25 protein-coding genes are annotated in these 26,495 nt (G+C 60.1%); 18 read left to right on the top strand and 7 right to left on the bottom strand.

Annotation, left to right across the window (positions count from 1 at the left end):
• Positions 1–373 precede the first annotated feature (373 nt).
• From rpmH to murI, 5 genes are all read left to right on the top strand, one after another.
• The gene (gene rpmH, locus B1781_RS22680) at positions 374–508 is read left to right on the top strand and encodes a 50S ribosomal protein L34 (RefSeq protein ID WP_078121847.1); all 135 of its coding nucleotides are present in this window, start codon (positions 374–376) and stop codon (positions 506–508) included.
• A 55-nt stretch (positions 509–563) separates the two neighbouring features.
• The gene (rnpA, locus tag B1781_RS22675) at positions 564–899 is read left to right on the top strand and encodes a ribonuclease P protein component (protein ID WP_334223829.1); all 336 of its coding nucleotides are present in this window, start codon (positions 564–566) and stop codon (positions 897–899) included.
• Between the two features lie 112 nt (positions 900–1,011).
• Positions 1,012–2,667 (top strand): membrane protein insertase YidC, encoded by a 1,656-nt coding sequence (yidC, locus tag B1781_RS22670; protein ID WP_078121845.1) that lies wholly within the window; start codon positions 1,012–1,014, stop codon positions 2,665–2,667.
• A gap of 77 nt (positions 2,668–2,744) precedes the next feature.
• The gene (gene mnmE, locus B1781_RS22665; RefSeq protein WP_078121844.1) at positions 2,745–4,097 is read left to right on the top strand and encodes a tRNA uridine-5-carboxymethylaminomethyl(34) synthesis GTPase MnmE; all 1,353 of its coding nucleotides are present in this window, start codon (positions 2,745–2,747) and stop codon (positions 4,095–4,097) included.
• Entirely contained in the window at positions 4,094–4,879 is a 786-nt protein-coding gene (gene murI / locus B1781_RS22660) for a glutamate racemase (RefSeq protein WP_078121843.1), read from the top strand. The genes mnmE and murI overlap by 4 nt, the downstream gene beginning before the upstream one ends.
• A 35-nt stretch (positions 4,880–4,914) precedes the next feature.
• Here the strand turns inward: murI and B1781_RS22655 are convergent, their stop codons facing one another.
• The 4 genes from B1781_RS22655 to B1781_RS22640 form a co-directional block, all read right to left on the bottom strand.
• Complete coding sequence (locus B1781_RS22655; RefSeq protein ID WP_164513515.1) at positions 4,915–6,882, bottom strand: transglutaminase TgpA family protein; 1,968 nt, start codon at positions 6,880–6,882, stop codon at positions 4,915–4,917.
• Entirely contained in the window at positions 6,875–7,813 is a 939-nt protein-coding gene (locus tag B1781_RS22650; protein WP_078121841.1) for a DUF58 domain-containing protein, read from the bottom strand. Before B1781_RS22650 ends, B1781_RS22655 begins: the two co-directional genes overlap by 8 nt.
• Positions 7,814–7,862: 49 nt before the next feature.
• A complete protein-coding gene (locus B1781_RS22645; protein ID WP_078121840.1) occupies positions 7,863–8,807 on the bottom strand; it encodes an AAA family ATPase in 945 nt (314 codons plus the stop codon).
• Positions 8,808–8,937: 130 nt separating this feature from the next.
• Positions 8,938–9,462 (bottom strand): redoxin family protein, encoded by a 525-nt coding sequence (locus B1781_RS22640; protein ID WP_078121839.1) that lies wholly within the window; start codon positions 9,460–9,462, stop codon positions 8,938–8,940.
• 112 nt (positions 9,463–9,574) lie between these two features.
• Between B1781_RS22640 and mnmG the strand changes: the two genes are divergently transcribed.
• Positions 9,575–11,449 carry a tRNA uridine-5-carboxymethylaminomethyl(34) synthesis enzyme MnmG gene (gene mnmG, locus B1781_RS22635; protein ID WP_078121838.1) on the top strand — a complete coding sequence of 625 codons (1,875 nt, stop codon included), beginning with the start codon at positions 9,575–9,577 and terminating at the stop codon, positions 11,447–11,449.
• Positions 11,450–11,477: 28 nt separating this feature from the next.
• On the opposite strand, the gene B1781_RS22630 is transcribed toward mnmG, so the two are convergent.
• The 3 genes from B1781_RS22630 to B1781_RS22620 all read right to left on the bottom strand — a co-directional run bounded on the left by B1781_RS22630 (position 11,478) and on the right by B1781_RS22620 (position 16,747).
• Positions 11,478–14,630 (bottom strand): EAL domain-containing protein, encoded by a 3,153-nt coding sequence (locus B1781_RS22630; RefSeq protein ID WP_078121837.1) that lies wholly within the window; start codon positions 14,628–14,630, stop codon positions 11,478–11,480.
• A 270-nt stretch (positions 14,631–14,900) separates the two neighbouring features.
• Positions 14,901–16,139, bottom strand: coding sequence for an MFS transporter (locus tag B1781_RS22625; RefSeq protein WP_174575424.1), 1,239 nt, complete (start codon positions 16,137–16,139; stop codon positions 14,901–14,903).
• On the bottom strand, positions 16,136–16,747 hold the full coding sequence (locus tag B1781_RS22620; protein WP_078121836.1) for a glutathione S-transferase family protein: 612 nt from the start codon (positions 16,745–16,747) through the stop codon (positions 16,136–16,138). The genes B1781_RS22625 and B1781_RS22620 overlap by 4 nt, the downstream gene beginning before the upstream one ends.
• A 73-nt stretch (positions 16,748–16,820) precedes the next feature.
• On the opposite strand from B1781_RS22620, the gene rsmG reads away from it, so the two are divergent.
• The 12 genes from rsmG to B1781_RS22560 all read left to right on the top strand — a co-directional run bounded on the left by rsmG (position 16,821) and on the right by B1781_RS22560 (position 26,395).
• On the top strand, positions 16,821–17,477 hold the full coding sequence (gene rsmG / locus B1781_RS22615) for a 16S rRNA (guanine(527)-N(7))-methyltransferase RsmG (RefSeq protein WP_078121835.1): 657 nt from the start codon (positions 16,821–16,823) through the stop codon (positions 17,475–17,477).
• A gap of 86 nt (positions 17,478–17,563) precedes the next feature.
• A complete protein-coding gene (locus B1781_RS22610; protein WP_078121834.1) occupies positions 17,564–18,349 on the top strand; it encodes a ParA family protein in 786 nt (261 codons plus the stop codon).
• A gap of 2 nt (positions 18,350–18,351) precedes the next feature.
• On the top strand, positions 18,352–19,242 hold the full coding sequence (locus B1781_RS22605) for a ParB/RepB/Spo0J family partition protein (RefSeq protein ID WP_078121833.1): 891 nt from the start codon (positions 18,352–18,354) through the stop codon (positions 19,240–19,242).
• Positions 19,243–19,385: 143 nt separating this feature from the next.
• Positions 19,386–19,763 (top strand): ATP synthase subunit I, encoded by a 378-nt coding sequence (locus B1781_RS22600; protein WP_078121832.1) that lies wholly within the window; start codon positions 19,386–19,388, stop codon positions 19,761–19,763.
• Positions 19,764–19,784: 21 nt separating this feature from the next.
• Positions 19,785–20,651 carry a F0F1 ATP synthase subunit A gene (atpB, locus tag B1781_RS22595; protein WP_078121831.1) on the top strand — a complete coding sequence of 289 codons (867 nt, stop codon included), beginning with the start codon at positions 19,785–19,787 and terminating at the stop codon, positions 20,649–20,651.
• Positions 20,652–20,697: 46 nt separating this feature from the next.
• Positions 20,698–20,931 carry a F0F1 ATP synthase subunit C gene (atpE, locus tag B1781_RS22590; protein WP_078121830.1) on the top strand — a complete coding sequence of 78 codons (234 nt, stop codon included), beginning with the start codon at positions 20,698–20,700 and terminating at the stop codon, positions 20,929–20,931.
• 41 nt (positions 20,932–20,972) lie between these two features.
• Positions 20,973–21,443 (top strand): F0F1 ATP synthase subunit B, encoded by a 471-nt coding sequence (locus B1781_RS22585; protein ID WP_078121829.1) that lies wholly within the window; start codon positions 20,973–20,975, stop codon positions 21,441–21,443.
• Between the two features lie 9 nt (positions 21,444–21,452).
• The gene (locus B1781_RS22580) at positions 21,453–21,992 is read left to right on the top strand and encodes a F0F1 ATP synthase subunit delta (RefSeq protein ID WP_078121828.1); all 540 of its coding nucleotides are present in this window, start codon (positions 21,453–21,455) and stop codon (positions 21,990–21,992) included.
• Between the two features lie 14 nt (positions 21,993–22,006).
• Positions 22,007–23,548: a F0F1 ATP synthase subunit alpha gene (gene atpA / locus B1781_RS22575; protein WP_078121827.1), complete on the top strand. Its 1,542-nt coding sequence runs from the start codon at positions 22,007–22,009 to the stop codon at positions 23,546–23,548.
• Between the two features lie 71 nt (positions 23,549–23,619).
• Positions 23,620–24,489, top strand: a complete 870-nt coding sequence (gene atpG, locus B1781_RS22570; protein WP_078121826.1) for a F0F1 ATP synthase subunit gamma — start codon at positions 23,620–23,622, stop codon at positions 24,487–24,489.
• A 72-nt stretch (positions 24,490–24,561) separates the two neighbouring features.
• Complete coding sequence (gene atpD, locus B1781_RS22565; protein WP_078121825.1) at positions 24,562–25,938, top strand: F0F1 ATP synthase subunit beta; 1,377 nt, start codon at positions 24,562–24,564, stop codon at positions 25,936–25,938.
• Positions 25,939–25,972: 34 nt separating this feature from the next.
• Positions 25,973–26,395, top strand: a complete 423-nt coding sequence (locus B1781_RS22560) for a F0F1 ATP synthase subunit epsilon (protein ID WP_078121824.1) — start codon at positions 25,973–25,975, stop codon at positions 26,393–26,395.
• The last annotated feature ends 100 nt before the right edge of the window (positions 26,396–26,495 follow it).

Here is a 26,495-nt window from a genome sequence, read left to right as displayed (position 1 = left end):
TGCGTCCTCAATCTCGCGAGCGGCGTATTTGATCGTTATACGCTCGACGAGAAGATTCCTGGGAGGATGCTCGTGTAACGCGGCTTAGTTTAGCCTCGTCGCTTCAAGTTATCCACAGGCCAAAACAAAAAAAATCTCACCATTTATCAAGTATTTTTCGACAAGTAAGCATTTACTTACAGCAACCAGGTTCCAGCCTGTACCCGAGTCTGATTAACCCGGTGGAAAGCTGCGTTATACCAACCAGAAATTGACAGCCCTAATCATTTGCTGTAACTTTCCGGCCCCTTTGCACCGGCGGCAATTTCATGGCCGAACTGCTGCAAAACGACACTGTAGAACGCATTACACTGATTAAAATTGGTATTCGGTCATGAAACGTACTTTTCAACCCAGCCGCCTGAAACGTGCCCGTACCCACGGATTCCGTGCCCGCATGGCAACCCGCGGTGGTCGTAAGGTTCTGAGCGCTCGCCGCGCTAAGGGCCGCGCCCGCCTGACTCCCTGATCGGCTGATCAGCCACCGGATCTGAGCGATTTCGGACCGTCGCTTTCCGCGCACGGTGCGCTTGTTGACGCCTACCGACTTCAAGCGCGTCTTTCAGAAACCCTCGCGCGTCGCCGATCGTCAATTCACTGTGCTGGCCAGGGCATCGGTGTCGGACAGCCCTGCCCGTCTCGGTTTGGCGATCGCCAAGAAGCAGGCGCGCCGTGCGGTTGATCGTAATCGGCTGAAACGGCTCATCCGGGAAACGTTTCGTCATCAACAAGCCGCGTTGGCTGGCTACGATTTCGTCGTGATGACGCGAACCACGGGACGCGGCGCTGACAACGAACGGCTTCGTGCATCTCTGCAGCGACTCTTTATGAAAGCCATTGAGGCAAACCAGCGCGGCTGACCCGCCGCAAGATTCCCGGCGCCGGCGTCCCATTGCAATGCGTCAGCCTTTCATCCGGGTTACACTGCCGCCCTTTCCGCGCTGACGTTGCTCGCTAACCAAACTTCATCTTATGGATAACATTCGACTCTTTCTGTTCATGGCCTTGGCCTTCCTCGGCATGTTGTTGTACCAGTCGTGGCAAGAAGACTATGGCCCGAAGCCCGCTGAATACGTAGAGCAACCTGCTTCGACCGCGCCGGGTTCGACGGATGTTCCGACGGCGCCGGCTCCCGGTCTTGATGACAGCGCGGTACCGAACGTTCCCGGTGTGACGAATACTGGTGAGCAGGCGAATGGCAGCCGACTCGTCAAGATCAAGACAGATATGCTCGATCTGCTTGTCGACACGCGCGGCGGTACGATTGTCGAAGCCCGGCTGCAAGACTACCCGGTCTCCGTCGATAAACCCGAGCAGAAGTTTCGTTTGTTGAGTCGCAGCCCCGGTGATTTCTTTATCGCCCAATCGGGACTGCTGGCGAATGACAAATCACGCGGACCGACCCATCAGTCGATCTTCTCGACGACGGCCGACGAATTCGTCATGACGCCTGATCAACCGTCGATGGACGTCGATTTCACTTGGCAGTCGCCAGACGGTGTTGTCATTACCAAACGTTATATCTTCACGCGCGGCCAACATTCCGTTGCCCTTCAGCATCTGGTCAGCAACGGTTCCTCTTCACCGTGGGTAGCACGCGACTACCGTCAATTGCAGCGTGGTGAACCGGCGGATACCGGCAATGCGTTCATGTATACCTTCACTGGCGGCGCCATCTACAGCCAGGAAGAGAAGTATCAGAAGTACGATCTGGAGGATCTTGGCAAAGGCAAACTGGATCGCGACGTGACCGACGGTTGGATCTCAATGATCCAACACTATTTCCTGGCCGCGTTTGTACCGCCGCGTGGCGAGCAGCAGCACTTCTACAGTCAGTCGGCAGGCAACGGTCGCTCGGTTATCGGTACCTATTCGCCCGCTCAATCCGTGGCACCCGGAGCGACTGCTGCGTTCGGCGGCACGATGTTCATCGGCCCGAAACTGCAGGAAGAACTTGCCGGTATCGCCGAAGGTCTCGACCTCACCGTCGATTACGGCTGGTTGGTGTTCATCGCCAAACCTATGTATTGGGTGCTCGAGAAGATCCAGTCGTTTGTGCATAACTGGGGATGGACCATCATCATCTTCACCATCCTGATCAAGCTGGCGTTCTTCAAGCTTTCAGAGACCAGTTATCGCTCGATGGCCAACATGCGCAAGCTGACACCGCGTATTCAGGCGTTGAAGGATCGCTACGGCGACGACAAGCAGCGTATGCAGCAAGCAATGATGGAGATGTACAAGACGGAGAAGATAAATCCACTCGGCGGCTGTCTGCCGATGTTGGTGCAGATCCCATTCTTCATTGCCTTGTACTGGGTGCTGCTCGAGAGTGTCGAGCTGCGTCAGGCGCCTTGGATTCTGTGGATCGACGACCTGTCGATCAAAGACCCGTATTTCGTGCTGCCGTTGATCATGGGCGCATCGATGTTCGTGCAGCAGAAACTCAACCCGCCGCCGCCCGACCCGATGCAGGCAAAGATCATGTTGGCCTTGCCTGTGGTCTTCACGGCGATGTTCGCATTCTTCCCGTCGGGTCTGGTGCTCTACTGGGTGGTCAACAACCTCCTGTCGATTGCGCAGCAATGGGTGATCACCAAACGCATCGAAGAAGGTGCGAAGAGCTGAGGCGCTAACGACGCTCCTTGCCGCCGAGATTGCAGCGGCGGCAAACTTGTCCAACCGCATTTGTTTGGACCGTTAACGTGGCCGATCCCGCCAACGACACGATTGCTGCGATAGCCACCCCGCCTGGTCGGGGTGGCGTCGGCATCGTGCGCGTCTCCGGCAAGAAGGTGGGGGATATCGCGCGCGGTCTGATCGGGCGCCTGCCACAACGCCGTGTCGCTACCTTCTCCCGGTTCCTCGACAGCACTGGCCAATCGATCGACGAAGGCATCCTGTTGTACTTCGCCGCTCCGGCATCCTTTACCGGTGAAGACATCCTCGAACTTCAAGGCCATGGCGGACCTGTGGTCATGGATATGCTGCTGCAACGTGTTGTCGAGCTCGGCGCCCGCCTAGCGCAGCCGGGCGAGTTCTCTCGCCGCGCTTTTCTCAACGACAAACTCGACCTTGCGCAAGCAGAAGCGATCGCCGATCTGATCGATAGCCAGACAGCCGCAGCGGCACGCTCTGCCGTGCGAACGATGAGTGGTCGTTTTTCCGACGAGGTTCATGAACTCGTCGATGAGATCACCGGTCTGCGGATGTATGTCGAAGCGGCGATCGATTTCCCCGAAGAAGAGATCGACTTTCTCGCCGACAGCCATATCACCGAGAAGCTTGATGCCATCGCCCGGCAAATCGATACCCTGCAGAAACGCGCGCGTACCGGCACCCTGTTGCGCGACGGCATGACGCTTGTGATCGCCGGCCTGCCGAATGCAGGCAAGTCGAGTCTGATGAATGCCCTGACCGGCGAGGATAGCGCGATCGTGACCCACATCCCGGGCACCACACGCGATGTACTGCGCGAGCGTATCGATCTCGACGGCCTGCCGGTGCACCTTATCGATACGGCCGGGCTGCGGGATACCGAAGACGAAGTGGAAAAGGAAGGCGTGCGCCGTGCGCGCGAACAGATCGCGCGAGCCGACCATGCGCTGTGGGTGTTCGACGATGAGACCGACCCGGAGGCGAAAGGCCTGGCACACGCCGATCTACCTGCCGAGCTGCCGTTGACCCTGGTGCGCAACAAAACCGATCTCACGGGCATTGCGTCCGGTATCGATCTGAGCAGCCAACCGCCGCAGATCCGCTTGTCGGCAAAGACCGGCGAAGGTATGGCCGAGCTGCGCGACTATCTGAAAAGCCTGGTGCATTTTGAAGGCGCCGACGAAGGCGATTTTAGCGCCCGCCGCCGTCACCTGAATGCCATCGCGCGCGCGGCCGAGTTGATCATGTGCGGCCAGGCAGCGTTGCTCGATGGTCGTGCCGGCGAACTGTTGGCCGAAGATCTCCGCCAGGCGCAGCTTGCACTATCGGAGATTACCGGCGAGTTCACCGCCGATGATCTGCTCGGCGAGATCTTCAGCAGCTTTTGCATCGGTAAATGAACACACCGGCAGCGATCGGCTTTTTCGACTCGGGTGTGGGCGGCCTGAGTGTGTTGCGACATGCGCTCGACAAGGTCTGCGCGATACCGCTGGTATATGTCGCTGATTCAGGCTATGCGCCGTACGGCGACCGCAGCACCGATGCCATCATCGCCCGCAGCAGGCACATCACACGTTTCCTGATTGAGCAGGGCGCAGGTGCCGTTGTCGTTGCATGCAACACGGCAACGGCGGCAGCGATCGACGTGCTGCGCAACGAATTCCCGGTGCCCATTGTCGGCATGGAACCGGCGTTGAAACCGGCCGCTGCGGCAACAGGTAGTGGACACGTCGCGGTACTTGCTACCCAGGGCACCTTCGGCAGCGCGCGCTACGCCAAACTCCGTTCTAACCACGACAAGCAGGTGCATGTACACGAACAGGTCTGTCCGCACTGGGTGGAGGTCGTCGAACAAGGCGATCTGAACAACCCGCGTGTACTCGACGTGATCAACGCCAGTCTTGCCCCGCTGACTTCGACTGCGGTCGATACCTACGTACTCGGTTGTACGCATTTCCCCTTTCTCGAAGCATCGATACGTCGTGTTGTGGGTGAACAGATAACCATCATCGAGCCCGGTACCGCGGTGGTCGAGCAGCTTCGGCGGCGTTTGAATCTGCAGCACTGCGAGAATCAGCGCTCGCCACTGCGCGCATTCACCAGTGGTGAAACCGACCGACTCAATCGTCAATTCGAGACATTGATCGGCGTCGCTATCGAGGCAGACAGGCTACCGGATTAGCCGGCCGGATCCGCCAGCGAATAGCGCCTTACTACCTAGCGAAGTTTGAGCTGCGCCACCCGCTTGTACAGCGCACTGACAAGGCTGCGGTCTGATTGCCTGCCGTAGCGGAGCTTCACATACATCCGATTGATCGCCGCCAATTGATCGGCCGCATCCGGAAACCGCACAATTGCGTTGCTGCATACCGTATCCGGTCCCTGCCAATCGTCGACGGTCAGGCCGGCGCGCCGCAGTTTTCTGACCAGGCGTTGCCAGATTGCGGGCAATGGATCACCGCGCCTTGGCCGCGGCAGTTTGCTGATCAGGTACACGCTACCGACGGCGACCAGTCCGCCGATCAGTAGCGCGATACCGAGCCCTATGCCTTGCAGATCGCTCAAACCGTACTGTCTGAGCAGACTCTGCTGCCGCTCGGCGGTGAAACCTACCACCCAGCGGTGCCAGTTGAGATCCACCGCGTCGGCCATCCAGCGTGCGTTCAGCCATACCACCCGCAGCAAACCGCTGTTGTCACCGCTGAATACAATCTCATCGCCATCCTGCGACAGCCCCGGATCAATTGAACGCTCGACGCGTTCCGGTGCGATCGCCGCGGTCGGGTCTACGCGCCACCAGCCGCGGCCCGGCACCCATACCTCGCTCCACGCATGGGCATCCGATTGCCGTACCACCCAGTGTTCCGCATGTGGATTCTTCTCGCCCCCCTGGTAGCCGACGACCACTCTCGCCGGGATACCGGCCATGCGCATGAGCTGGGTGAAACTACCGGCATAGTGCTCACAGAAACCGCGGCGTGTCTCGAACAGAAAGGTATCGAGCGGATCACCCTCGATCACGCCGGGCGACAAGGTATAAACGAAAGGTTGCTGGCGGAAATACCGCAAGGCCTTTTCCACAACCTGCAACGGCTGATCGGGATCGGACTCGGCCATCCACTGTTTGACCAGTTGCGACACGCGCGGCGCGATCTCATCCGGCAACTGCAATCCACGCAGCCGTTCACCTTGAGTCATAGTCGCAACCCGGTAATCCGGGTCAGATGCCGCGCGGTAGGTGAAGCGTTTGTTGACACGTTGATCGCCGACCAGCGAGAAATCCCTGTTCAGAAAGGTCGACGGTGGTGTGCTGGTGACGATATCCAGACCGAACAGCCAATACTCGCCGGTCGGTTCGAGTGTTACCTCGTAGACGATTGCGTTCGGTGATACCCCTTCGACCTGCTCCGGTCTGACCGGGCGGCGACCAGCGGTCCAACGTCGGCCGTCGGTATGCCACAGTACAGGCCCGCGCCAGTAGCGCGCTGCGGGGGGTGGCACGTCGCCATCAAAGCGTACGCGAAACGCGGTCGCATCCGACTGGCTCAACTCGCCGATGTTGCCCAAGGTCATCTCGCCGCTGATCCCGGTGACGGCACTCGCGGTGTTGATACCCCACAAGGGTGTCTCCAGGCGCGGAAACAACACGAAGATCACCAACGCCAGCGGTAGCGCGCCCCCGGCAACCCTCAGCGTGTAGACGAGTTGCTGACGACTGTCGATGTGCACGCGATTGAGGCCGATCTGCACCGCGAGCAAACCGATCACGCCGCAGAACATATAGATCGCCAGGCCCAGCGTCTGGTTGTAGAGGAACTGCGTGAGCACCAGGAAGTAGCCGAGAAAAATGGTGACATGCATGTCACGCCGCGCCTTCAGCTCGAGCAGCTTCAGCCCCACCATGACCACCAGCAGCGCGGTGCCGGTCAATCGCCCGTCGCGAATGCCGGTGGAGAACACCACCGTCGCCATACCGCCGAGCATCAACAACAGCAACACCCAACGGCCGGGAATCAATGTCGGCCGCGACAGGGCCAGCAAACGCCACAGGGCTGCGCAGTAAAAAGCGCCGACGACCATGGGGCTCAGGTTTGCCGAGTGCGGCGCCACCAGGGCACCGAGCAAGATCACCAGCGTCGCCAACAGGCGCGACGGTATCGGCAGGTTGGCCATCGCATCACGCATCGGCGTAACCATAGGTGGCCAGATGTGAAAGACACTGATGCCGATGAGCCGGTCCGAGCCCCGGACTGATCTTGCCCTCCGGCGTGCTGAGCCCGTAGACATTGCCCTTGCGTTCGGCATCGACGACCGCACGCGTCAGGGCCGAGATACGAGACTCGTTGTCACCGCCCGGTGCGTCTTTCCAGTTGAACCACAGGGGTGCGGCGGCCTGTCCGCTGAACAGGCGCGTGTTCAAACCGCGATCGCGGGCGAAACTCTTCCAATCGATCTGCGAAGGCTGGTCACCCGGGTGATAACCGCGCAAACCGGCAAAGTCGTCGCTACCGCTACCCTGCTCACCGCCTTGGGTATCTTCACCCTGCGTGCCGGGGGGATCCCAGGCATGTCCCGGCTTTGGGTAGATCAGCACCGAGCGATCGCAATCGATATAGCACCAGGCGCGAAACAGGCCGAACGGATATCGCGTGCTGACCACCAGCCGCCCGGGCAGATGGCGACCGCGCGGCAATGTCGGTAAAGGCACGCGTACGTCCGTTCCCCGGCTATCGGCATTGAGATCGACCACGATGGGTTCGCCGTCTTCGAACATCAATTGCAGTGCCGGTCGTGCACGCAGCTGTGTTGTCAGTTCGATGCTGAACAGTGCTTCTTCACCGGCGAACACCGGATTTGCGCCTTTGCATTGCAACTGCAATGCACGCAGGTTGCGCCAGGTGAGATAGATGGCGTTGCTGCCGAGGCCGACCAAGAGAAACGTCAACAGGTGGGCCGGGTTGTTGCCGTAATTGACTGCCCCAAGCAACATCAGAAACAGCAAAAAGCCGAAGATCACGCCGTACTTGGTCGGCAGGATGTAGATCCGCCGACCGCCGATCTCGGCCTTGCCGTTGTCTGATATTCGTTCGATCCGCACCCAGTCGGAAAAATTCATGCCTCTGACTTCCTGCGCAGTGCGCGTCCGCTGGCCGGCGGCGCGACCGTCACGGAACCGCGACGCCCCGGATGAGTTCCTGCACGGGGTTTTTCAAGGTCGGGTCGAGGTTGTTCAAACGATGCTCCGCGACGTTCGGCAATACGGCCTGCACGTCTTCGGGTACCACCTGTGGTCTGCCGTCGATCATGGCCCAGGCGCGTGCAGCGCGCAGCAGCGCGAGACCGGCGCGCGGTGACAGTCCCAGCTCCCAGTGCGGCGCATTGCGCGTGGCCGCCAACAGGGCTTGCACGTAATCGAGCAACGCAGGTGCCACGTGGATCTGATCGACATGGTTCTGCCAGGCCAACAGCGTGGGCACATCGATACGCGGGGTGATGTGCTTCAGCATCACCCGCCGGTCGCCGCCGTCCAGCAGTTGGCGTTCGGCTGCCGCATCCGGATATCCCAGGCTCACCCGCATCAGAAAACGGTCGAGCTGCGACTCGGGCAGACCGAAGGTGCCAATCTGGTTGCGCGGATTCTGGGTCGCGATCACGAAGAACGGGTCCGGCAGTTCGCGCGTTTCGCCATCGGCGGTGACCTGGCGTTCTTCCATCGCCTCGAGCAGGGCACTCTGTGTTTTCGGCGTAGCGCGGTTAATCTCGTCGGCCAATACCAGCTGCGAGAACACCGGGCCCGGGTGAAAGTGGAAACGGCCTTCTTCGCGATCATAGATCGACACGCCGACAATGTCGGCCGGCAGCAGGTCGGCGGTGAACTGAATGCGTTGAAAATCCAGCCCCAGCAGACGTGCCATGACATGGGCGAGTGTTGTTTTGCCGACACCCGGCACGTCTTCGATCAGCAAATGACCACGGGCAAGGACGCAGGCCAAGGCCAGCCGCAGTGCATGGTCTTTGCCGACGATCAGCCGGCCGGCGTCATCGAGAATCTGGCGGAGCAAGGCACCGTCGCCCGGCGGCGCTACAGCGCCAAGAGCAGCGTTCGACATCAGGCTACCTGTGAATGGGTTGATTAGCCTACTATCGGCCGCCGGGCACGAAAATCCAATCGTGCAATCCCCTGCCCGCCGCCCCCGAAACCCTGCAGCTTGCGCTGAATTTATCGTGGAACCCAGCGTTCTACTCGGCGAGCAGGGCCTCGATCTGCGATTCGATCTGCGTGGCCCGGCGGTCGCCGGCGTGGGTCTCGCCGACGAAGACATTGCGAATCACGCCCTGCTTGTCGACCAGGTAGAACGCCGGCCAGTAGCGGTTGTTCAGCGCCCGCCAGTAGGCGAAATCGTTATCCATCATCACCGGGTGATGCAGATCGAACTCCTTGATCTTATCCGCGACTCGTTCAGGGTCTTTCTCGTGTTCGAACTCAGGTGTGTGGATGCCGATCACCTGCAGGGGCTTGTCGGCAAACCGCGCCTCCAGCGAATTCAACCAGGGAAAGGAGCGATAGCAATTCCAGCAGCCGAAGGTCCAGACATCCACCAGCACGACCTTGCCATGCAGGCTTTCGACCGTGAGGGGCTCGCTGTTGAACCACTCTGATGGATTGGGGTTGGTGAACGCCGGCAACGGCAGTCGGTCGACTGCCTGCGCACAGGCCGAGAGCATCAGCACGGCAGCCAGCAGCCACCCGCGTTTGTAAGGCATAGCGAATCTCCTGTCTCAGCAACAAGACCGCCCGCCGATGGGAAACATTGCGCCGGTGACGAAAAACACCGCCACGTCTACAATAAGCGACCGGAATTCAGAGGTTTAAGTCATGTTTCACAGCGAGGCCTACGATGTCATCGTGGTCGGCGGCGGTCATGCCGGTACCGAGGCGGCGCTGGCGGCTGCGCGTATGGGCGTCAAGACGTTGTTGTTGTCGCACAGCATCGAAACGCTGGGAACCATGAGCTGCAACCCGGCCATCGGCGGTATCGGCAAAGGTCACCTGGTCAAAGAGATCGATGCCCTGGGCGGACTGATGGCGCATGCGGCCGACCTCGGCGGCATCCAGTTTCGTACCCTGAACTCGCGCAAGGGGCCGGCCGTACGCGCCACCCGGGCCCAGGCCGACCGCGTTCTGTACAAGGCCGCGGTGCGCACCGCGTTGCAGGATCAGGCCAATCTCGATCTGTTCCAGCAGGCGGTCGACGATCTGATCGTGGAGAACGATCGTGTCACGGGTGTTGTTACCCAGATGGGGTTGAAGTTTCATGCCCGCGCTGTGGTGCTGACGGTTGGGACCTTTCTCGGCGGTCGGATTCACGTCGGCCTCGAAAACTACGAAGGTGGCCGTGCCGGTGACCCGCCGAGTAATGCCTTGTCGCGCCGATTGCGCGAGCTGCCGTTCAACGTCGAGCGCCTGAAGACCGGCACGCCGCCGCGTATCGACAGTCGTTCGATCGATTACTCGGTGTTGGAAGAGCAGCCGGGGGACGATCCGGAACCGGTGTTCTCGTTTCTCGGCGATCGCAGCCAGCATCCGCAGCAGGTGCCTTGCCATATCACGCGCACCAACGAGCGCACGCACGAGGTGATCCGTGGTGGCATGTCGCGCTCGCCGATGTATACCGGCATCATCGAAGGCGTTGGCCCGCGGTATTGTCCGTCGATCGAAGACAAGGTGGTGCGCTTTGCCGACAAGGACTCGCACCAGATATTCATCGAGCCGGAAGGATTGACCAGCACCGAGGTGTATCCGAACGGCATATCCACCTCCCTGCCTTTCGACGTGCAATGGGAGCTGGTGCGCTCGATGCGCGGTTTCGAAAACGCCCGCATCACCCGCCCCGGCTACGCCATCGAATACGACTTCTTCGATCCGCGCGATCTCAAGAGCTCGTTGGAGACCAAGTTCGTCGACAGCCTGTTCTTCGCCGGCCAGATCAACGGCACCACCGGTTATGAAGAGGCTGCGGCGCAAGGTTTGCTCGCCGGACTGAATGCGGCCTTGCAGGTTACGCAGCAGGACGCATGGAGCCCGCGCCGCGACGAGGCCTACCTCGGCGTACTGGTCGACGACCTGATCACGCGTGGCACAGCCGAGCCCTATCGCATGTTCACGTCGCGCGCCGAGTATCGTCTGCTGCTACGTGAAGACAATGCTGACCTGCGGTTGACCGAAACCGGCCGCAGACTCGGCCTGGTCGACGAGCATCGTTGGCAGATATTTGAACGCAAGCGCGAGGCGATCGTGCGCGAGCAACAACGTCTGCGTGATATCTGGGTGCGGCCTGCGCAGATCGACGAGGCAACGGCGACCGCTGTGCTCGGCGATCCTTTGCGCAAAGAGGCGCGTGCGCTCGATCTGATTGCCCGCCCGCAGGCGAGCTATGCCGGTGTGACGGGTCTGCCCGGCGTCGGTAGCGGTTGCGACGATGCTGCGGTACAGGAGCAGATCGAAATCCAGGCCAAGTACGCCGGCTATATCGATCGGCAGTGTGACGAGATCGAGCGCTCGCGCAACAATGAAGCGCTCAAACTACCGCGCGATATCGATTTTGCACACGTCAAAGGCTTGTCGTCGGAGGTGCGTGAGAAACTGGCGCGGCATCGTCCCGAGACCATCGGGCAGGCCGGCCGGATACCCGGAGTGACACCGGCGGCCGTGTCGTTGTTGCTGATTCACTTGAAAAAGAAGTCCGCCTGAGGCGAACTTGGCGGCGCCCGGTGGCCCGTCAGCCGGTACCTGACTTGCGCTGCTCGCCGTCGTGCAACAGGCCCTTGAGTTTGCCGGTGAGTGATTCCCGAATTGCGCGGATCTCGCACAGCAAGCGGTCGACCTCGTCGGTCTGACCGTCGACGTGGCGATCGATCACGCGGCGCGCCAGGTGATGCACGTTCTCGTGCATCTGGCGGATCTCCGGATAGTCGTTGTGTGCGCCGAAGCGCGTACGGCCGTCTTTGTTGAACCACTGGCCGAAACGGCATTCGCTGTGGTCGAGTTGCGGCACGCTGGATGTCTTGCCGGCAAGGTAGTTTTCCAGCTGGCTGACCCAGGCCCGGTGCTCGACCATGGAGAACACCAGCGGCAGATCGGCACGCTGGATCGGCTGTTGATTCTGCCACGATGGATTCGGCACCCAGGTGCCGGCCCAGGCGACGAAATCGTCGGCGGGCATCGGCCGGCCGATACAGTAACCCTGCGCCAGGTCGCAGCCGAGTTGCAGCAGGATCTCGCCGTGCTCGATCGTCTCGACGCCTTCGGCGATCGCCTCGCGGCTGAAGGCCGCGGCCAGCCCCATGATGCCTTCCAGTATCGCGAGATCCTCGCGATCGTCGAGCATGCCGCGCACAAAGGTCTGGTCGATCTTCAATTGATGGGCCGGCAGGCTCTTCAAGTAGCTCAATGACGAGTAACCGGTGCCGAAGTCATCCAGAGCGAATACCACCCCGAGGTTTTGGCCGGCGCGGATCACTTCGGAGATTCGGGCCAGGTCCATCAGCGCCGTGGTTTCGAGGATCTCGACCACGAGGTCGCCGGGGTCGACGCTCGGATGCGCATCCAGCAGTCGTTTGAGCCGGTCGATAAAGTCGGTCTGTTGCAGATGGTAGGCACTGACGTTGACGCTGACCGACACGTCGAAGCCATCAGTCTGCCACGTCTCCATCTGTTGCAGCGCGTGGTCGATAACCCACTCGTCGAGTTCGACGGCCAAGGGATGATTCTCGATCAGCGGCAGGAACTCGTTCGGATAGCGGTATTTGCCGTCACCCAGTGGCCAGCGGATCAGGGCCTCGGCGCCGACGATCTCGCCGCTGCGCATGTTGACCTTGGGCTGGTAGTGCAACGCAAACTGCTCGTGTTTGAGTGCATGGCGGATTTGTTCGAGGCGTTCGACCTGACCGCGCAGACTGCGGTCCTGTTCGGCATCGAACAGGTGATAGCGGTTCTTGCCCTCGAGCTTGGCCTGATACATCGCCTGGTCGGCCTGGCGGAGCAGTTGGTCGGCGTCGACCTTCTCGGTCTGCGGATAGAAGGTGACGCCGAGGCTGGCCGACACCGAACGCACCTCGTCGGCGACGTGCAGCGGCTGCGACGCGGCCTGCAGCAGGCGCGGCAGGATCTCGATACAGGCGTTGGTGTTGTCCAGCCCGGTCAATACAGCCACGAACTCGTCGCCACCGAGGCGCGCAACGGTATCGTCGCCGCGCAGCGCTGTCTTCAGGCGATTCGCGATATCGATCAGCAGGCGGTCGCCGATGTCGTGGCCGAACTCGTCGTTGATCTCTTTGAAGCCGTCGAGGTCGAGATAGGCCACGGCCACCATGCCGCCATGTCGCGCCGAGTGCGCAATCGCCTGGTGCAGGCGATCGCTGAGCAGGATGCGGTTGGGCAGGTTGGTCAGCGAGTCGTGGTAGGCGATGTGTTCGAGCTGTTCCTGGTGCGTCTTGTGTTCGGTAACGTCCGAGGCCAATGCGACATAGTTCTGCACATTGCCGTCATCATCGAGAATGGCGCTGATCGACATCAGCTCCGCAAAAAGTTCGCCGTTCTTGCGCCGGTTCCAGATCTCGCCGAACCAGCGTCCGGTCTGACCGATGGTCTTCCACATGCGGTCGTAGAACTGCACGTCTTGCCGGCCAGAGTTGAGAAAACGCGGATTGCGCCCGATCACCTCGTCACGGCCAAAGCCGGTGATGGTGCTGAACGCCTCATTGACGTCGACGATGTTGCGTTGCGCGTCGGCGATGATGATGCTTTCCTGGGCGTGCTGGAACACGGCGGCGGCCAGTCGAAGGTCATCGTCGGCCTTCTTGCGCTCGGTAATATCGGTACATACGCCTACCCATTTGTAAGCGCGGCCGTTTTCATCGAGCAGGGCCGACGACTTGTCCAGCCACGAGCGGTATTCGCCGGCCTGGGTCGCGATCCGGTATTCGACGACACAGGTTTCGGTATTCCTCTGCCGACAGGCCATGGCGTCTTCAATCGCCTTTTTGTCTTCAGGGTGAACCAGCGTCTGCCATTGATTGTCGCGACGTATCTCGCCGTAGGCGAAACCGAGCATCGTATCGATGTCGCCGAACCAGGTGAGTTTGCCGCTGACCGGATCCCATTCGTAGATGACATCGTAGCTTGCACGCCCGGCGATGCGTAGGCGTTGCTCACTCTCGCGCAGCGCACGTTGCGCATGTTTGTGGGCCGACACGTCGTGAATGATCGACAGCAGCAGATCGCGGCCTTCGCTCTCGATCGGCTTGACGAATACTTCGACGTCACGAATCTCACCGTTCGCCAGGCGATGGGGAAACTCAAAGAAAGAACGCGACTGGCGCAGTGCATCACGCCGTGCCTCGGCAACGCGCGGTGCAGACAGTACGTTGATGTCGTCGATCGTCATGGCGACCAACGCTTCGCGCGGGTAGCCGTAAAACAATACCGCTGCATTGTTGGCCGCCACGATGCGACCGCTGTGCGGCTCGATCAACAGTGTGACGCTCGGGTTGTCGTCGAACAGCCCGCGTATGAATTCCTGGTTCTCGCGCAGTACGTGATTTTTCTCGGCCAGAGCCTTTTCAACGCGATCCCGATAGCGCCGCAACTGCAGGCCCAGTGCGACGCTGGTGGCGACCGCCATAGCACTGAGCAACATCCATACAACCGGAGAGCGGAGATCACCGCTATCACTCACGCTCAACGCACTCTCGTTGCTCGAGATCAGGTTAACCCCGAGGCTGGCAGCCAGCATCAGTAATAAAGCCACGATGAGCGTGACCGCCGGGATGTAGCTGCGCGCAGACGCCAGCCCCGATTCTGCGAGCCCGTCTCTGCGCCCGGACGGATACTGCGGCTCGGCGTCGTTGCTTTTTGGGTGTCGATCGATCATCGCAGAACGGCAGGGTCGGCGTGGCGGCCGGTGGTCGCCCAGGGGGTTGCAAGCCGGTACGGATAGCTCTCTGCCACCTTTTCTACAGGCGACAAGAGGCAGCGACCGCGGCCTTCCGGATTGATGACGTGTCCATGCATGCGTTTCCCCTTGGGTCGATAGGACCCCGCATCCTGAAATATGGCGGCCGCGGAAGCGCGACCTTGAAATCAAATCGCGTTTGCAGGGAATTTTGTTCCTGTCCGCCGACTGACAGGGAGACGGAGAGGATTAATCGGCCGGAGGTACTTCGCGGGCGAGCGAGGTGGTTTCCGCCACCCGTCGACTGCGCAACCTGTTTGCAATCGGCACGGCAACAGCTTCAGGGCCGGGATCGGCAGGTACCCGTCGGGCGAGTGCCAAAGAGCCCGCTGCCATGGCCGCACCCAACAGAAACACCGCCGCGTGAGACTGCAGCCAGATCACGCCGAACACCACCGGGATGACCACGGCTGCGATGTGGTTGATCGTGAACGAGACGCCGGCGGTCGATGCCATGTCCTGCGGGTCGGCGATCTTTTTAAAGTAGCTCTCGATCGCTATCGCCATCGCGAACAACAGGTGGTCGAGCACGAACAGTCCCGCGGCCCACCACGCCGACTCGACGAACGCGTATGACGTAAAGATCACGATCAGTCCAAGGTACTCGATCGACAGTGCGCTGCGTTCACCCCAGCGTTCCACGAAACGGCCGATACGCGGCGCCGCCCAGGTGTTGATCAGGTGATTGATCAGGAACAGCGCGGCGATGTCCGAGGCTGAAAAGCCGAACTTTTCGACCATAAGGAAACCGGCAAAGACAATGAAGATCTGACGCCGCGCACCGCTCATGAAGGTCAGTGCGTAATACAGCCAATAACGCCGGCGCATAACCAGGTGTTTGTGCTGTGGCACGGCGTGCGAGAACCGCGGAAAGGCGCGCCAGCACCAAACGGCCAGGGCGACAGTGCCGGCACCGGCGAGCAGGTAGAGCCAGCGATAGTCGATCGCCCACAGTTCGATACCGACCCAGATCACAGCGAACGCACAGATCGCGGCATACGAGCGCGCTGCAGATATCCGCCCCAACGTGAGCGGTGTTCGCTCGACCGAAACCCACTGCAGCACCAGCGATTTCTGTACGGTGAAGAAGTAGTGGAAGCCCACCGACATCAACACGGTGGTGGCATAGAACGCATACTCTTGCGGAAAGAACCCGGTTAACGCGACACCAATGCCAAGTACGGCGATTGCCAGCACTGCGAAGGTTTGTTCGCGCAGCACAAGCAACACGAACACCGTGGTGAACGCGAGAAACCCGGGCACTTCACGCAGGCTCTGCAGGATGCCGATCTCCACGCCGGTGAAAGCAGCCCGTTCGACCGCAAAGTTGTTCAGCAGGGTCTGCCATGCGGCGAACGACAGGGCCGCGGCGAAACTCAGCAGCCACAGAAAACGTTCGGCGGTCGGTTTCTTGTCGCGATCGTTCACGTCTTCTGCGCGGCTTTTCGCGCAGGCCGCGCCAGGCAGCGTTTCAGCCAGTCATCCAGGTTCGGGTAGTCGCGGGTTACGACGCGTGCCGGCTTGCACCATGACATCACCGCTGCCACGTTCAGGTCGGCAATGCTGAACGCCTCGCCGAGCAGGTAGTCGCGGTCGTGCAGCGATTTCTCGAGAACACTGAATGGCGCCTTCAGCAAGCCGAGGTCGCGTTTTGCTTTCTCCGGCTTGCGCTTTTCCTCCGGTAACACGCGGGTGTGCATCAGCACGCTCAGGAGCGGCGCTTCGACCTCGGTCATGACCCAGAATGACCATTGCCACGCGCGAGCCTCGCCCTCGACCGAGCTCGGCCACAGCAGTCCGGTGTTGTCGTATTTGCGGGCCAGATAGAGCGTGATCGCCATCGATTCCCACAAAACGAAATCGTCGTCGACCAGCGTTGGAATACGACCGTTCGGGTTTAGCGCCAGGTAGTCGGCAGCGCGCAGATCATCGCCGCGAAAATCCAGCGGCACCTGCTCAAAATCGAGCCCCAGCTCATGCATTACCCACAGTGGCCGAAATGCCCGCGATTGAGTGACACCGTAGAGTTTGCGCATGCGCCTTTCTCCGAATCGGATCGATTACGCATCTTAACAGCGGGGGCCCCCTCGGTTTGGTTAGAATTCGCCCATGCGTACACAAGTGAATTATCAGGTTGCCTGGCTGCGCCAGCTGGCCGAAGGGCTCGACGTCATGCATCTGCCGATCGAGAGCGGCCGGCAGGAAACCTTGCTGGCGTTTCTCGGTTTGCTGGAAAAATGGAACCGCACCTACAACCTGACCGCCGTTCGTGATCCACGCCAGATGGTGCCCAAGCACCTGTTGGACAGCCTGTCGATCTTGCCGTGGGTGGACAAAGGCCCGCTGCTCGATGTCGGCACCGGGGCGGGGCTGCCTGGCATACCGCTGGCCATCGTGCGACCGGATATCGAATGCACGTTGCTTGATAGCAACGGCAAGAAGACCCGCTTCGTGCGCCAGGTCGTCACCGACCTGGGTCTGCCGAACGTCGAAGTCGTGCATTCCCGCGCCGAGGCGTTGCAGCGTCCGGGCCACTACGCCTGCATCACGGCCAGGGCGGTCGCGACGCTGGCCGATGTGGTCGCCTGCACCCGAGCGCTGTTGGCGGGCGATGGCAAGTGGCTGGTCATGAAAGGCGCCCGGCCGAACGCCGAGGTTGCCGAACTGCCTTCGCAATACCAAGCGGAGATCCATCCGTTGACCGTGCCGGGCGAGGTAGGGCGGCGCCACCTCGTGGTCGCCTCGCGCGTCCGGTCTACCGGTTGAGTGGCTGTCTTTTTTCCGCTGCGTGGTTATGATTGTCGGTCCGGCCACACGGCGGGCGGCAGAAGACACATCCGAGCGTGACCACCATGGGACGAATAATCGCAGTTGCCAACCAGAAAGGCGGCGTGGGCAAAACCACGACGGCCGTGAATACGGCTGCCGCACTGGCGGCGATGAAACAGCGCGTGCTGCTCGTCGATATCGATCCGCAAGGCAACGCGACGACCGGCAGTGGCATCGACAAGCATGCGTCGGAGAACACCACCCTCGAAGCCTTGATGGGCGAAGTGCCGTTGGCCGATTGCCTGGCACGCAGTGAAGCGGGCTACGATGTGTTGCCATCTAACGGCGACCTGACTGCCGCCGAGGTACAACTGCTCGATGCGCCAATGCGCGAGAAGCACCTCGAGCAGGCACTTGCGCCAGTCAAGGACAGCTACGATTACATCCTCATCGACTGCCCGCCTTCGCTGAACATGCTGACCTTGAATGCCTTGGTTGCTGCCGACGGCGTACTGGTCCCCTTGCAGACCGAGTATTACGCACTGGAAGGCCTGTCGGCACTGCGCTCGACCGTGCAGCAGATCAAGGAACACCGCAATCCGCGGCTCGAGATCGAAGGCATCCTGCGCACCATGCACGACCCGCGCAACAACCTCGATAACCAGGTTTCAGCGCAGCTGATTCAGCATTTCGGCGACAAGGTGTTCCGTACGATCATCCCGCGCAACGTGCGCGTCGCCGAGGCACCCAGTCATGGCTTGCCGGTGATGCTGTATGATAGAGCCTCGCGCGGCGCGATCAGCTACATGGCATTGGCCAGCGAAATGACTCGTCGACACATTCCCCAACCGACCAATACGCCGGCCTGATCATGGTAAAAAAAAGAGGTCTCGGACGCGGACTCGACGCCTTGTTGGGTGCCTCGCAACCTGCCGCTGCTGCGCAGAATGACGTAGCCGCCAACGAAAGCCCGGCAGCGTCAGCTGCAACGAATTCTCTCGCCGTCGATCTGATCCAGCGCGGTCGTTATCAACCGCGGCGCAACTTCGACGAAGACAAGCTGCGCGAACTCGCCGACTCGATCACCGCGCAGGGATTGGTGCAACCGATCGTCGTGCGTCCGATTGGTGAGAAAAAATACGAGATCATTGCCGGCGAACGGCGTTGGCGTGCGGCCCAACTCGCCGGCCTGTCCGAGATACCTGTCGTCATCCGCGAGGTCGACGACCAAGCCGCGATGGCCATGGCGCTGATTGAGAACATCCAGCGCGACGACCTCAATCCGCTGGAAGAAGCCACAGCGTTACATCGCTTGCTCAATGAGTTCGAACTGACCCACCAGCAGGTCGCGCAGGCCGTCGGCAAGTCGCGCACCACGGTGACCAACCTGATCCGGCTGCTCGACCTCGAGGGCGAGGTAAAGGCAATGGTCGAGGGCGGACAACTCGAGATGGGACATGCGCGCGCCCTGCTCGCACTCAGCGGCAAGATGCAGCTGGATGCCGCCAAGCAGGTCGCGGCCAAGGGCTTGTCGGTACGCGAAACCGAAGCGCTGGTGCGCCGTCTTTCCCAACCCAAGCCGGCTGCGGCGGCCGCCGCCCCGGCCGAAGAAGATCCCGATGTGCGTCGCCTGCTGGCCGATCTCACCGACAAACTCGGTGCCAAGGTGGCCCTGCAGCAGGGTGCCGGCGGCAAAGGCCGGCTGGTGATCAGCTACAACACCCTCGAAGAGCTCGAGGGGATTCTCGATCACATCCGCTGATTCCTGAGTAAAAAAATCAGGTAAAAAACGTTAAAAACCGCGGGATTACCCTTTAGGTTTTTTATCAGACGATCGTTTGACCTTATACCGCGGAATTCTTATACTGCGCGCGCTTTCGGTGGCTCGGTCAATAGCACGATCTCATGCAGCAGATGCAGAACCTCGATGCGCATCGAGCCAGACGGATCCTGGTCGCACAGGCGGTTGCCACAATAATCGTCACTCTCGTTGGCCTACTTTTCGGCCTGCGAGCGGGCTTTTTTGCGCTCCTCGGCGGAGCTACAGCGACCATCGCCAACGCCCTGTTCGCTTACTGGGTGTTTGGTCGCTACCGCGCCGGCGAACCCGGCAAGCTGGTTTCCCAGTTTTACGGTGGCGAGTTTATTAAGCTGGCGTTTATCGCCGCGGTGTTTGCGGTCGTGATCATCTGGTTTGATCCGCTAAGTCCGCTGGCTCTGTTTGGGGCCTTTTTTGTAGTACAGGTTTTACCTCCGTTACTGGCGAACCGCATCGCCGGTTGAACGCAAAAGAGAAAAGACAAGATGGCTGGCTCTGAGACGATTACCTCCGGTGAATACATCAAGCACCACTTGACCAACCTGACGTTTGGCAAGTTCCCCGATGGCCACTGGGGTGTCGCGCACAGCGCCGAAGAAGCCAAAGAGATGGGCTTCTGGGCCATCCATCTGGATTCGATGTTCTGGTCGGTCATTCTCGCGGTCGTGTTCGGTTATTTCTTCATGAAGGCCGCCAGCAAGGCGACCGCCGGTGTCCCTGCCGGCCTGCAGAATTTCGTCGAGATGATCATCGATTTCGTCAACGACAGCGTCCGCGGATCGTTTTCGGGCAAGAACGACATGGTCGCACCGCTGGCCCTGACCATTTTCGCCTGGGTCTTCCTGATGAACCTGATGGACCTGGTGCCGGTGGATGTGATTCCGTGGTTGAGTGGCCTGCTGGGTATCCACTTCATGAAGGTCGTGCCGACAACCGATCCCAATATCACCTTCGCGCTGGCGATCGGCGTGTTCATGCTGATCCTCTTCTACAGCATCAAGATCAAGGGTGTCGGTGGTTTTGTCGGTGAACTGACCGGCATGCCGTTCGAAACCAAGAACCCGCTGCTCAAGCCGTTTTTCATGGTTATCAACCTGGTGCTCGAAGGCGTCAACCTGATCGCCAAGCCCGTCTCTCTCGCCCTGCGTCTGTTCGGCAACATGTACGCCGGCGAGATGATCTTCATTCTGATCGCGGTCATGTACAGCGCCGGTTGGGCGCTCGGAATCTTCGGTGGATTCCTGCAGCTTGGCTGGGCGATCTTCCATATCCTGATCATCACGTTGCAGGCGTTCATCTTCATGACGCTGACCATCGTTTATCTGGATATGGCGCATTCTGAACATCACTGATTTCTTTTTTCTTTTAACTACCTGATTGAATTAACGGGAGACAATCATGGAAATGGCACAAGCTCTGCTGGTCATCGCTGCGGCGCTCATGTTGGGCCTGGGCGCGGTCGGTGCCGCCATCGGTATCGGCGTCCTCGGTGGTCGCTTCTTGGAAGGTGCTGCTCGTCAGCCGGAACTCATCCCCATGCTGCGTACCCAGTTCTTCATCGTTATGGGTCTGACCGACGCCGTGCCGATGATCGCTGTGGGTCTTGGCATGTACGTACTGTTCGCCCTTTAACGGATACGAACTGTTTCAACTCGTCTTAACGAGGTTTCGGGATGAATATCAACCTGACACTTATTGCCCAGCTGGTGTCCTTCGCGGTGTTCGTTTGGTTCACCATGAAGTATGTCTGGCCCCCGCTGGTCAAAGCGATGGACGAGCGTAAAGCCAAGATCGCTGAAGGCCTGGCTGCCGCAGAACGCGGTCAGCACGAGCAACAGCTCGCGCAGGAACGTGCCACTGAAGAGTTGCACAAAGCCAAACAACAGGCCGCCGAAATCAAAGCCAATGCCGAAAAGCAGGCTGCGATGATCGTCGAAGAGGCTCGTGACAAAGCCAAAGAAGAAGGCAAACGTCAGCTGGCCGCCGCTCAGGCAGAGATCGAACAGGAAACCAACAAGGCCCGCGAGGTCTTGCGTTCCAAGGTTGCCGAACTGGCAGTCATGGGTGCGGAGAAAATCCTGCGTAAAGAGATCAACGCCGATGCGCATAAAGACATCGTCGAATCTGTGGCTAACCAGATCTAAGGCAAGCTCATGGCTGGAGACGCTACAACCATCGCCAGACCCTACGCCGAAGCCATCTTCGCGCGTGCGGTCGAAACCGACAAACTGGACCTCTGGTCGGACATGCTCGAGCTACTCGCGCTTGCCGCTAAAGATCCGGCGCTATCCGGACTGATCGCCAGTCCGAAACTTGACAAGTCGCAAATGGCCGAGCTGATGCTCGACATCGGCGGTGCCCGCCTCAGTGACGAAGGCCAGAACTTCGTGAAGCTGTTGGTCGAGAACCGTCGTCTTTCGGTGCTACCCGAAATTGCGGCCTTGTACGAGCAGCGCAAAGCCGAGCACGAAGGCACACTCGATGTGCACGTGACCTCCGCTTTCGCGCTTCAGCCGGCGCAGGAAAAGCAGCTCGCCGAGGCACTGAAGAAAAAGCTCGGCCGCGAGATCCGCATCACCAGCGAACAGGACCCCGAGCTCATCGGTGGCTTCCGCCTCACTGCTGGTGACATGGTGATCGACGGCTCGGTGTCCGGACAGCTCGGCCAACTGGCTAACGAATTAGGAATCTAATTGGGTAAGCAACCATGCAACTGAATCCCTCCGAGATCAGCGAGCTGATCAAGAGCAAGATCGAGAAATTCGATCTCACTTCTGAAGCTCACAACGAAGGCACCGTGGTTTCCGTAACCGACGGTATCGTCCGCATCCACGGCCTGGCAGATGTCATGTCTTACGAGATGCTGGAATTCCCCGGCAACACCTACGGCCTGGCGCTCAACCTCGAGCGTGACTCGGTCGGTGCGGTTGTTCTGGGTGACTACAAACACATCTCGGAAGGCGATTCGGTCAAGTGTACCGGTCGCGTACTCGAAGTGCCGATCGGCCCGCAGCTGCTCGGCCGCGTCGTCGACGCGCTGGGTCGTCCAATGGACGGCAAAGGCCCGATCAATGCCGACCTGTCGGCGCCGATCGAAGCCATCGCGCCTGGCGTTATCGAGCGTAAATCGGTCGACCAGCCGGTGCAGACCGGTATCAAGGCTATCGACGCCATGGTGCCGATCGGCCGCGGCCAGCGCGAGCTGATCATCGGCGACCGTCAGACCGGTAAGTCGGCCATCGCAATCGACGCGATCATCAACCAGAAAGGCACCGGCGTTAAGTGTATCTACGTCGCCGTCGGTCAGAAGAACTCGACCGTTGCCGCGCTGGTACGCAAGCTCGAAGAGCACGATGCGATGGATCACACCATCATCGTTTCGGCGCCGGCTGCCGACTCGGCCGCGATGCAGTTCATCGCGCCGTACTCCGGTTGCACCATGGGTGAGTACTTCCGCGACCGCGGCGAAGATGCTCTGATCATCTATGATGACTTGACCAAGCAGGCCTGGGCCTACCGCCAGGTATCGCTGCTGCTGCGTCGTCCGCCGGGTCGTGAAGCCTACCCGGGTGACGTCTTCTACCTGCACTCGCGTCTGCTTGAGCGTGCAGCTCGCGTCAACGCCGACTATGTCGAGAAGTTCACCAACGGTGAAGTCAAAGGCCAGACCGGTTCATTGACCGCGCTGCCGATCATCGAGACCCAGGCTGGTGACGTATCGGCGTTCGTACCGACCAACGTTATCTCGATCACCGACGGTCAGATCTTCCTCGAATCGGATCTGTTCGCTGCAGGTCTGCGTCCGGCCATCAACGCCGGTTTGTCGGTCTCGCGTGTCGGTGGTTCGGCCCAGACCAAGATCATCAAGAAGCTGGGTGGCGGTGTACGTCTGGCACTCGCTCAGTACCGCGAACTGGCAGCGTTCTCGCAGTTCGCGTCTGACCTTGACGAAGCTACCCGTAAGCAGCTCGAGCGCGGTCAGCGTGTAACCGAGCTGATGAAGCAGCAGCAGTATTCGCCGCTGTCGATTGCCGACATGGCGATCTCGCTGTTCGCCGCCAACGAGGGTTACCTCGATGATGTTGACGTCAACAAGGTCGTCGATTTCGAAGCGGCGCTGCACAGCTACATGGCAGCACACCAGGCCGACCTGGTTGCCAAGGTGAATGCTGAAGGTGACTGGAATGACGACCTTGAGTCGGCTTTCCACGACGCTTTGAAAGACTTCAAGGCCAACAACACCTGGTAACAGCATGTTGTCCAGGTGCGAAACGGCAACGTTTCGCACCTTGAACAACCCAACGGGAAGATAGGTTAAACATGGCAGGCGCTAAAGAAATCCGCACAAAGATTGCCTCCGTCAAAAGTACTCAGAAGATCACGAGTGCGATGGAGATGGTCGCGGCGTCCAAGATGCGCAAGGCGCAGGATCGGATGCAGGCTACCCGCCCGTATGCCGAAAAGATGCGTCAGGTTATCGGCCACGTTGCGCTGGCGAATCCGGAATACAAGCACCCGTTCATGCATGCGCGTGAGGTCAAGCGGATCGGTTTCATTATCGTTTCGTCCGACCGCGGACTGTGTGGTGGTCTGAACAGCAACCTGTTCCGTCGCCTGTTGCGCGAGATCCGTACCTTGCGTGATGCCGGCACCGAGATCGAGTTCTGCACCATCGGTACCAAGGCGCTGGGCTTCTTCCGTCGCGTCGGCGGCAAGGTTGCGGCGCAGATCACCCATCTGGGCGACGCACCGCACATCGACGACCTGGTCGGTACGGTCAAGGTCATGCTCGATGCCTACATGGCCGGCGAAATCGACGAGATCCGTATCGCGTACAACGACTTCGTCAACACGATGACGCAGAAGCCGACCATCGAACAGCTGGTTCCGTTGGCAGCGGGTGACGACGCCGAACAGCTCAAGCACCACTGGGACTACATCTACGAGCCGGGCTCGAAAGAAGTCCTCGACGGTCTGCTGACCCGTTACATCGAATCGCTGGTTTACCAGGCGGTTGTCGAGAACAGCGCCAGTGAACAGGCAGCGCGAATGGTGGCGATGAAGTCCGCAACCGACAACGCCGGCAACCTGATCGATGAACTGCAGCTGATTTACAACAAGGCCCGTCAGGCAGCCATCACCCAGGAGATCTCCGAGATCGTGGGCGGCGCCGCGGCTGTATCGTCGTAAGCCAGCGCTTTTGACAACGAATTTAGACTTTAACGATTGTGACGCTGCCCCAGCAGCGAAGAGGAAATGCCAATGAGCACGGGTAATGTCGTGGAAATTATCGGCGCCGTTGTGGACGTTCAGTTCCCGCGCGGTGAAATGCCGAAGGTTTACGATGCACTGAAGATCGATTCGGTCGGCCTTACGCTGGAAGTGCAGCAGCAGCTGGGTGACGGCGTTGTACGAACCATCGCGATGGGTTCCACCGATGGTCTGAAGCGTGGTGTCGAAGTGGCCAACACCGGTGCCGCCATCTCGGTGCCCGTCGGTCAGGCAACCCTGGGTCGCATCATGGACGTTCTCGGCAACCCGGTTGACGAGGCCGGCCCGATCGGCACTGAAGATCGCATGCCGATCCACCGCAAGGCGCCTGAACTTGAAGACCAGGCAGCGACCACCGAGATCCTCGAAACCGGCATCAAGGTCATCGACCTGATCATGCCGATCTCCAAAGGCGGTAAGGTTGGCCTGTTCGGGGGTGCTGGTGTAGGTAAGACCGTAACCCTGATGGAGCTGATCCGTAACATCGCGGTCGAGCACTCGGGCTTCTCGGTATTCGCCGGTGTCGGTGAGCGTACTCGTGAAGGTAACGACTTCTACCACGAGATGTCCGAAGGTGGCGTACTCGATAAGGTAGCCCTGGTTTACGGCCAGATGAACGAGCCGCCCGGCAACCGTCTGCGCGTCGCACTGACCGGCCTGACCATGGCGGAATACTTCCGTGATGAAGGCCGCGACGTTCTGATGTTCGTCGACAACATCTACCGTTACACCCTCGCCGGTACCGAGGTATCCGCACTGCTCGGTCGTATGCCGTCGGCAGTAGGCTACCAGCCGACCCTGGCTGAAGAGATGGGTGTACTGCAGGAGCGCATCACCTCGACCAAGACCGGCTCGATCACGTCATTCCAGGCCGTATACGTTCCCGCGGATGACTTGACCGACCCGTCGCCGGCAACCACCTTCGCTCACTTGGACGCCACCCTCGTACTGTCGCGTCAGGTCGCGGAACTGGGTATCTACCCCGCGGTAGACCCGCTCGACTCGACCTCGCGTATCCTCGACCCGCACGTTGTTGGTCAGGAGCATTACGAAGTGGCTCGTGGCGTACAGGGTGTACTGCAGCGCTATAAGGAACTGAAGGACATCATCGCGATTCTGGGTATGGACGAACTGTCGGAAGACGACAAACTGGTCGTTCAGCGCGCTCGTAAGATCCAGCGCTTCCTGTCGCAGCCGTTCTTCGTTGCTGAAGTGTTCACCGGCGCGCCCGGCAAGTACGTCACGCTGAAAGAGACCATCGCCAACTTCAAGGCGATCCTGGCCGGCGAATACGACCACCTGCCGGAACAGGCCTTCTACATGTGCGGCAACGTCGACGAAGCCGTCGCCAAAGCCGAGAAGAGCTGATCAGCGGGTCTAGACAGAGTTTGGGAGAATCCCGATGGCAATGACCATTCACGTCGACATCGTAAGCGCCGAAGGCCATCTCTTTTCCGGACAGGGAGAGATGATCTACGCGCCGGCCGTGATGGGCGAAATCGGTATCGCGCCTCGCCACGCGCCGCTCGTCACCCAATTGAAGCCGGGTGAAGTGCGGGTCGATCCGGGCAGCGGCAAACCGCAGGAACATTTCTATGTCTCTGGCGGGATGATCGAGGTACAGCCGTTCAAGGTCACGGTACTGGCTGACACCGGTATCCGGGCTGCAGACCTGGACGAGGCCGCGGCCCAGGACGCCAAGCGTCGCGCCGAGGACGCCCTCGCCAACAATGCGGCGGATATCGATCTGGCCAAGGCGCAGGTCGAACTGGCAGAGGCGGTGGCCCAGCTGCGCGCCATCGAGCGGTTGCGCAAGACCCGGTAAGCGCCAACGAGCGATGTTAAGATAGACGGCCCTGGCGGTGCAGATCGCCAGGGCCGTTTTGTTTGCGGTGCCCGTCCGGGCCGCGTTGGCCGATTGACTG

Source organism: Thiosocius teredinicola, assembly GCF_002009425.1.
GTDB classification, from domain to species: domain Bacteria; phylum Pseudomonadota; class Gammaproteobacteria; order Chromatiales; family Chromatiaceae; genus Thiosocius; species Thiosocius teredinicola.
Note: the sequence above shows the minus strand (reverse complement) of the source record. Positions and strands in the feature narration are given on the sequence as shown.

Excerpts from the sequence above, each read along its gene's own strand:
- atpE (WP_078121830.1), top strand. The coding sequence starts at position 20,698 with ATGGAAATGGCACAAGCTCTGCTGGTCATCGCTGCGGCGCTCATGTTG.
- B1781_RS22640 (WP_078121839.1), bottom strand. The coding sequence starts at position 9,462 with ATGCCTTACAAACGCGGGTGGCTGCTGGCTGCCGTGCTGATGCTCTCG.
- B1781_RS22580 (WP_078121828.1), top strand. The coding sequence starts at position 21,453 with ATGGCTGGAGACGCTACAACCATCGCCAGACCCTACGCCGAAGCCATC.
- yidC (WP_078121845.1), top strand. The coding sequence starts at position 1,012 with ATGGATAACATTCGACTCTTTCTGTTCATGGCCTTGGCCTTCCTCGGC.
- murI (WP_078121843.1), top strand. The coding sequence starts at position 4,094 with ATGAACACACCGGCAGCGATCGGCTTTTTCGACTCGGGTGTGGGCGGC.
- rpmH (WP_078121847.1), top strand. The coding sequence starts at position 374 with ATGAAACGTACTTTTCAACCCAGCCGCCTGAAACGTGCCCGTACCCAC.
- B1781_RS22620 (WP_078121836.1), bottom strand. The coding sequence starts at position 16,747 with ATGCGCAAACTCTACGGTGTCACTCAATCGCGGGCATTTCGGCCACTG.
- atpD (WP_078121825.1), top strand. The coding sequence starts at position 24,562 with ATGAGCACGGGTAATGTCGTGGAAATTATCGGCGCCGTTGTGGACGTT.
- mnmG (WP_078121838.1), top strand. The coding sequence starts at position 9,575 with ATGTTTCACAGCGAGGCCTACGATGTCATCGTGGTCGGCGGCGGTCAT.
- atpA (WP_078121827.1), top strand. The coding sequence starts at position 22,007 with ATGCAACTGAATCCCTCCGAGATCAGCGAGCTGATCAAGAGCAAGATC.
- B1781_RS22630 (WP_078121837.1), bottom strand. The coding sequence starts at position 14,630 with ATGATCGATCGACACCCAAAAAGCAACGACGCCGAGCCGCAGTATCCG.
- B1781_RS22655 (WP_164513515.1), bottom strand. The coding sequence starts at position 6,882 with ATGCGTGATGCGATGGCCAACCTGCCGATACCGTCGCGCCTGTTGGCG.
- B1781_RS22605 (WP_078121833.1), top strand. The coding sequence starts at position 18,352 with ATGGTAAAAAAAAGAGGTCTCGGACGCGGACTCGACGCCTTGTTGGGT.
- rsmG (WP_078121835.1), top strand. The coding sequence starts at position 16,821 with ATGCGTACACAAGTGAATTATCAGGTTGCCTGGCTGCGCCAGCTGGCC.
- B1781_RS22600 (WP_078121832.1), top strand. The coding sequence starts at position 19,386 with ATGCAGCAGATGCAGAACCTCGATGCGCATCGAGCCAGACGGATCCTG.
- atpB (WP_078121831.1), top strand. The coding sequence starts at position 19,785 with ATGGCTGGCTCTGAGACGATTACCTCCGGTGAATACATCAAGCACCAC.
- B1781_RS22560 (WP_078121824.1), top strand. The coding sequence starts at position 25,973 with ATGGCAATGACCATTCACGTCGACATCGTAAGCGCCGAAGGCCATCTC.
- B1781_RS22610 (WP_078121834.1), top strand. The coding sequence starts at position 17,564 with ATGGGACGAATAATCGCAGTTGCCAACCAGAAAGGCGGCGTGGGCAAA.
- B1781_RS22645 (WP_078121840.1), bottom strand. The coding sequence starts at position 8,807 with ATGTCGAACGCTGCTCTTGGCGCTGTAGCGCCGCCGGGCGACGGTGCC.
- atpG (WP_078121826.1), top strand. The coding sequence starts at position 23,620 with ATGGCAGGCGCTAAAGAAATCCGCACAAAGATTGCCTCCGTCAAAAGT.
- B1781_RS22585 (WP_078121829.1), top strand. The coding sequence starts at position 20,973 with ATGAATATCAACCTGACACTTATTGCCCAGCTGGTGTCCTTCGCGGTG.
- B1781_RS22650 (WP_078121841.1), bottom strand. The coding sequence starts at position 7,813 with ATGAATTTTTCCGACTGGGTGCGGATCGAACGAATATCAGACAACGGC.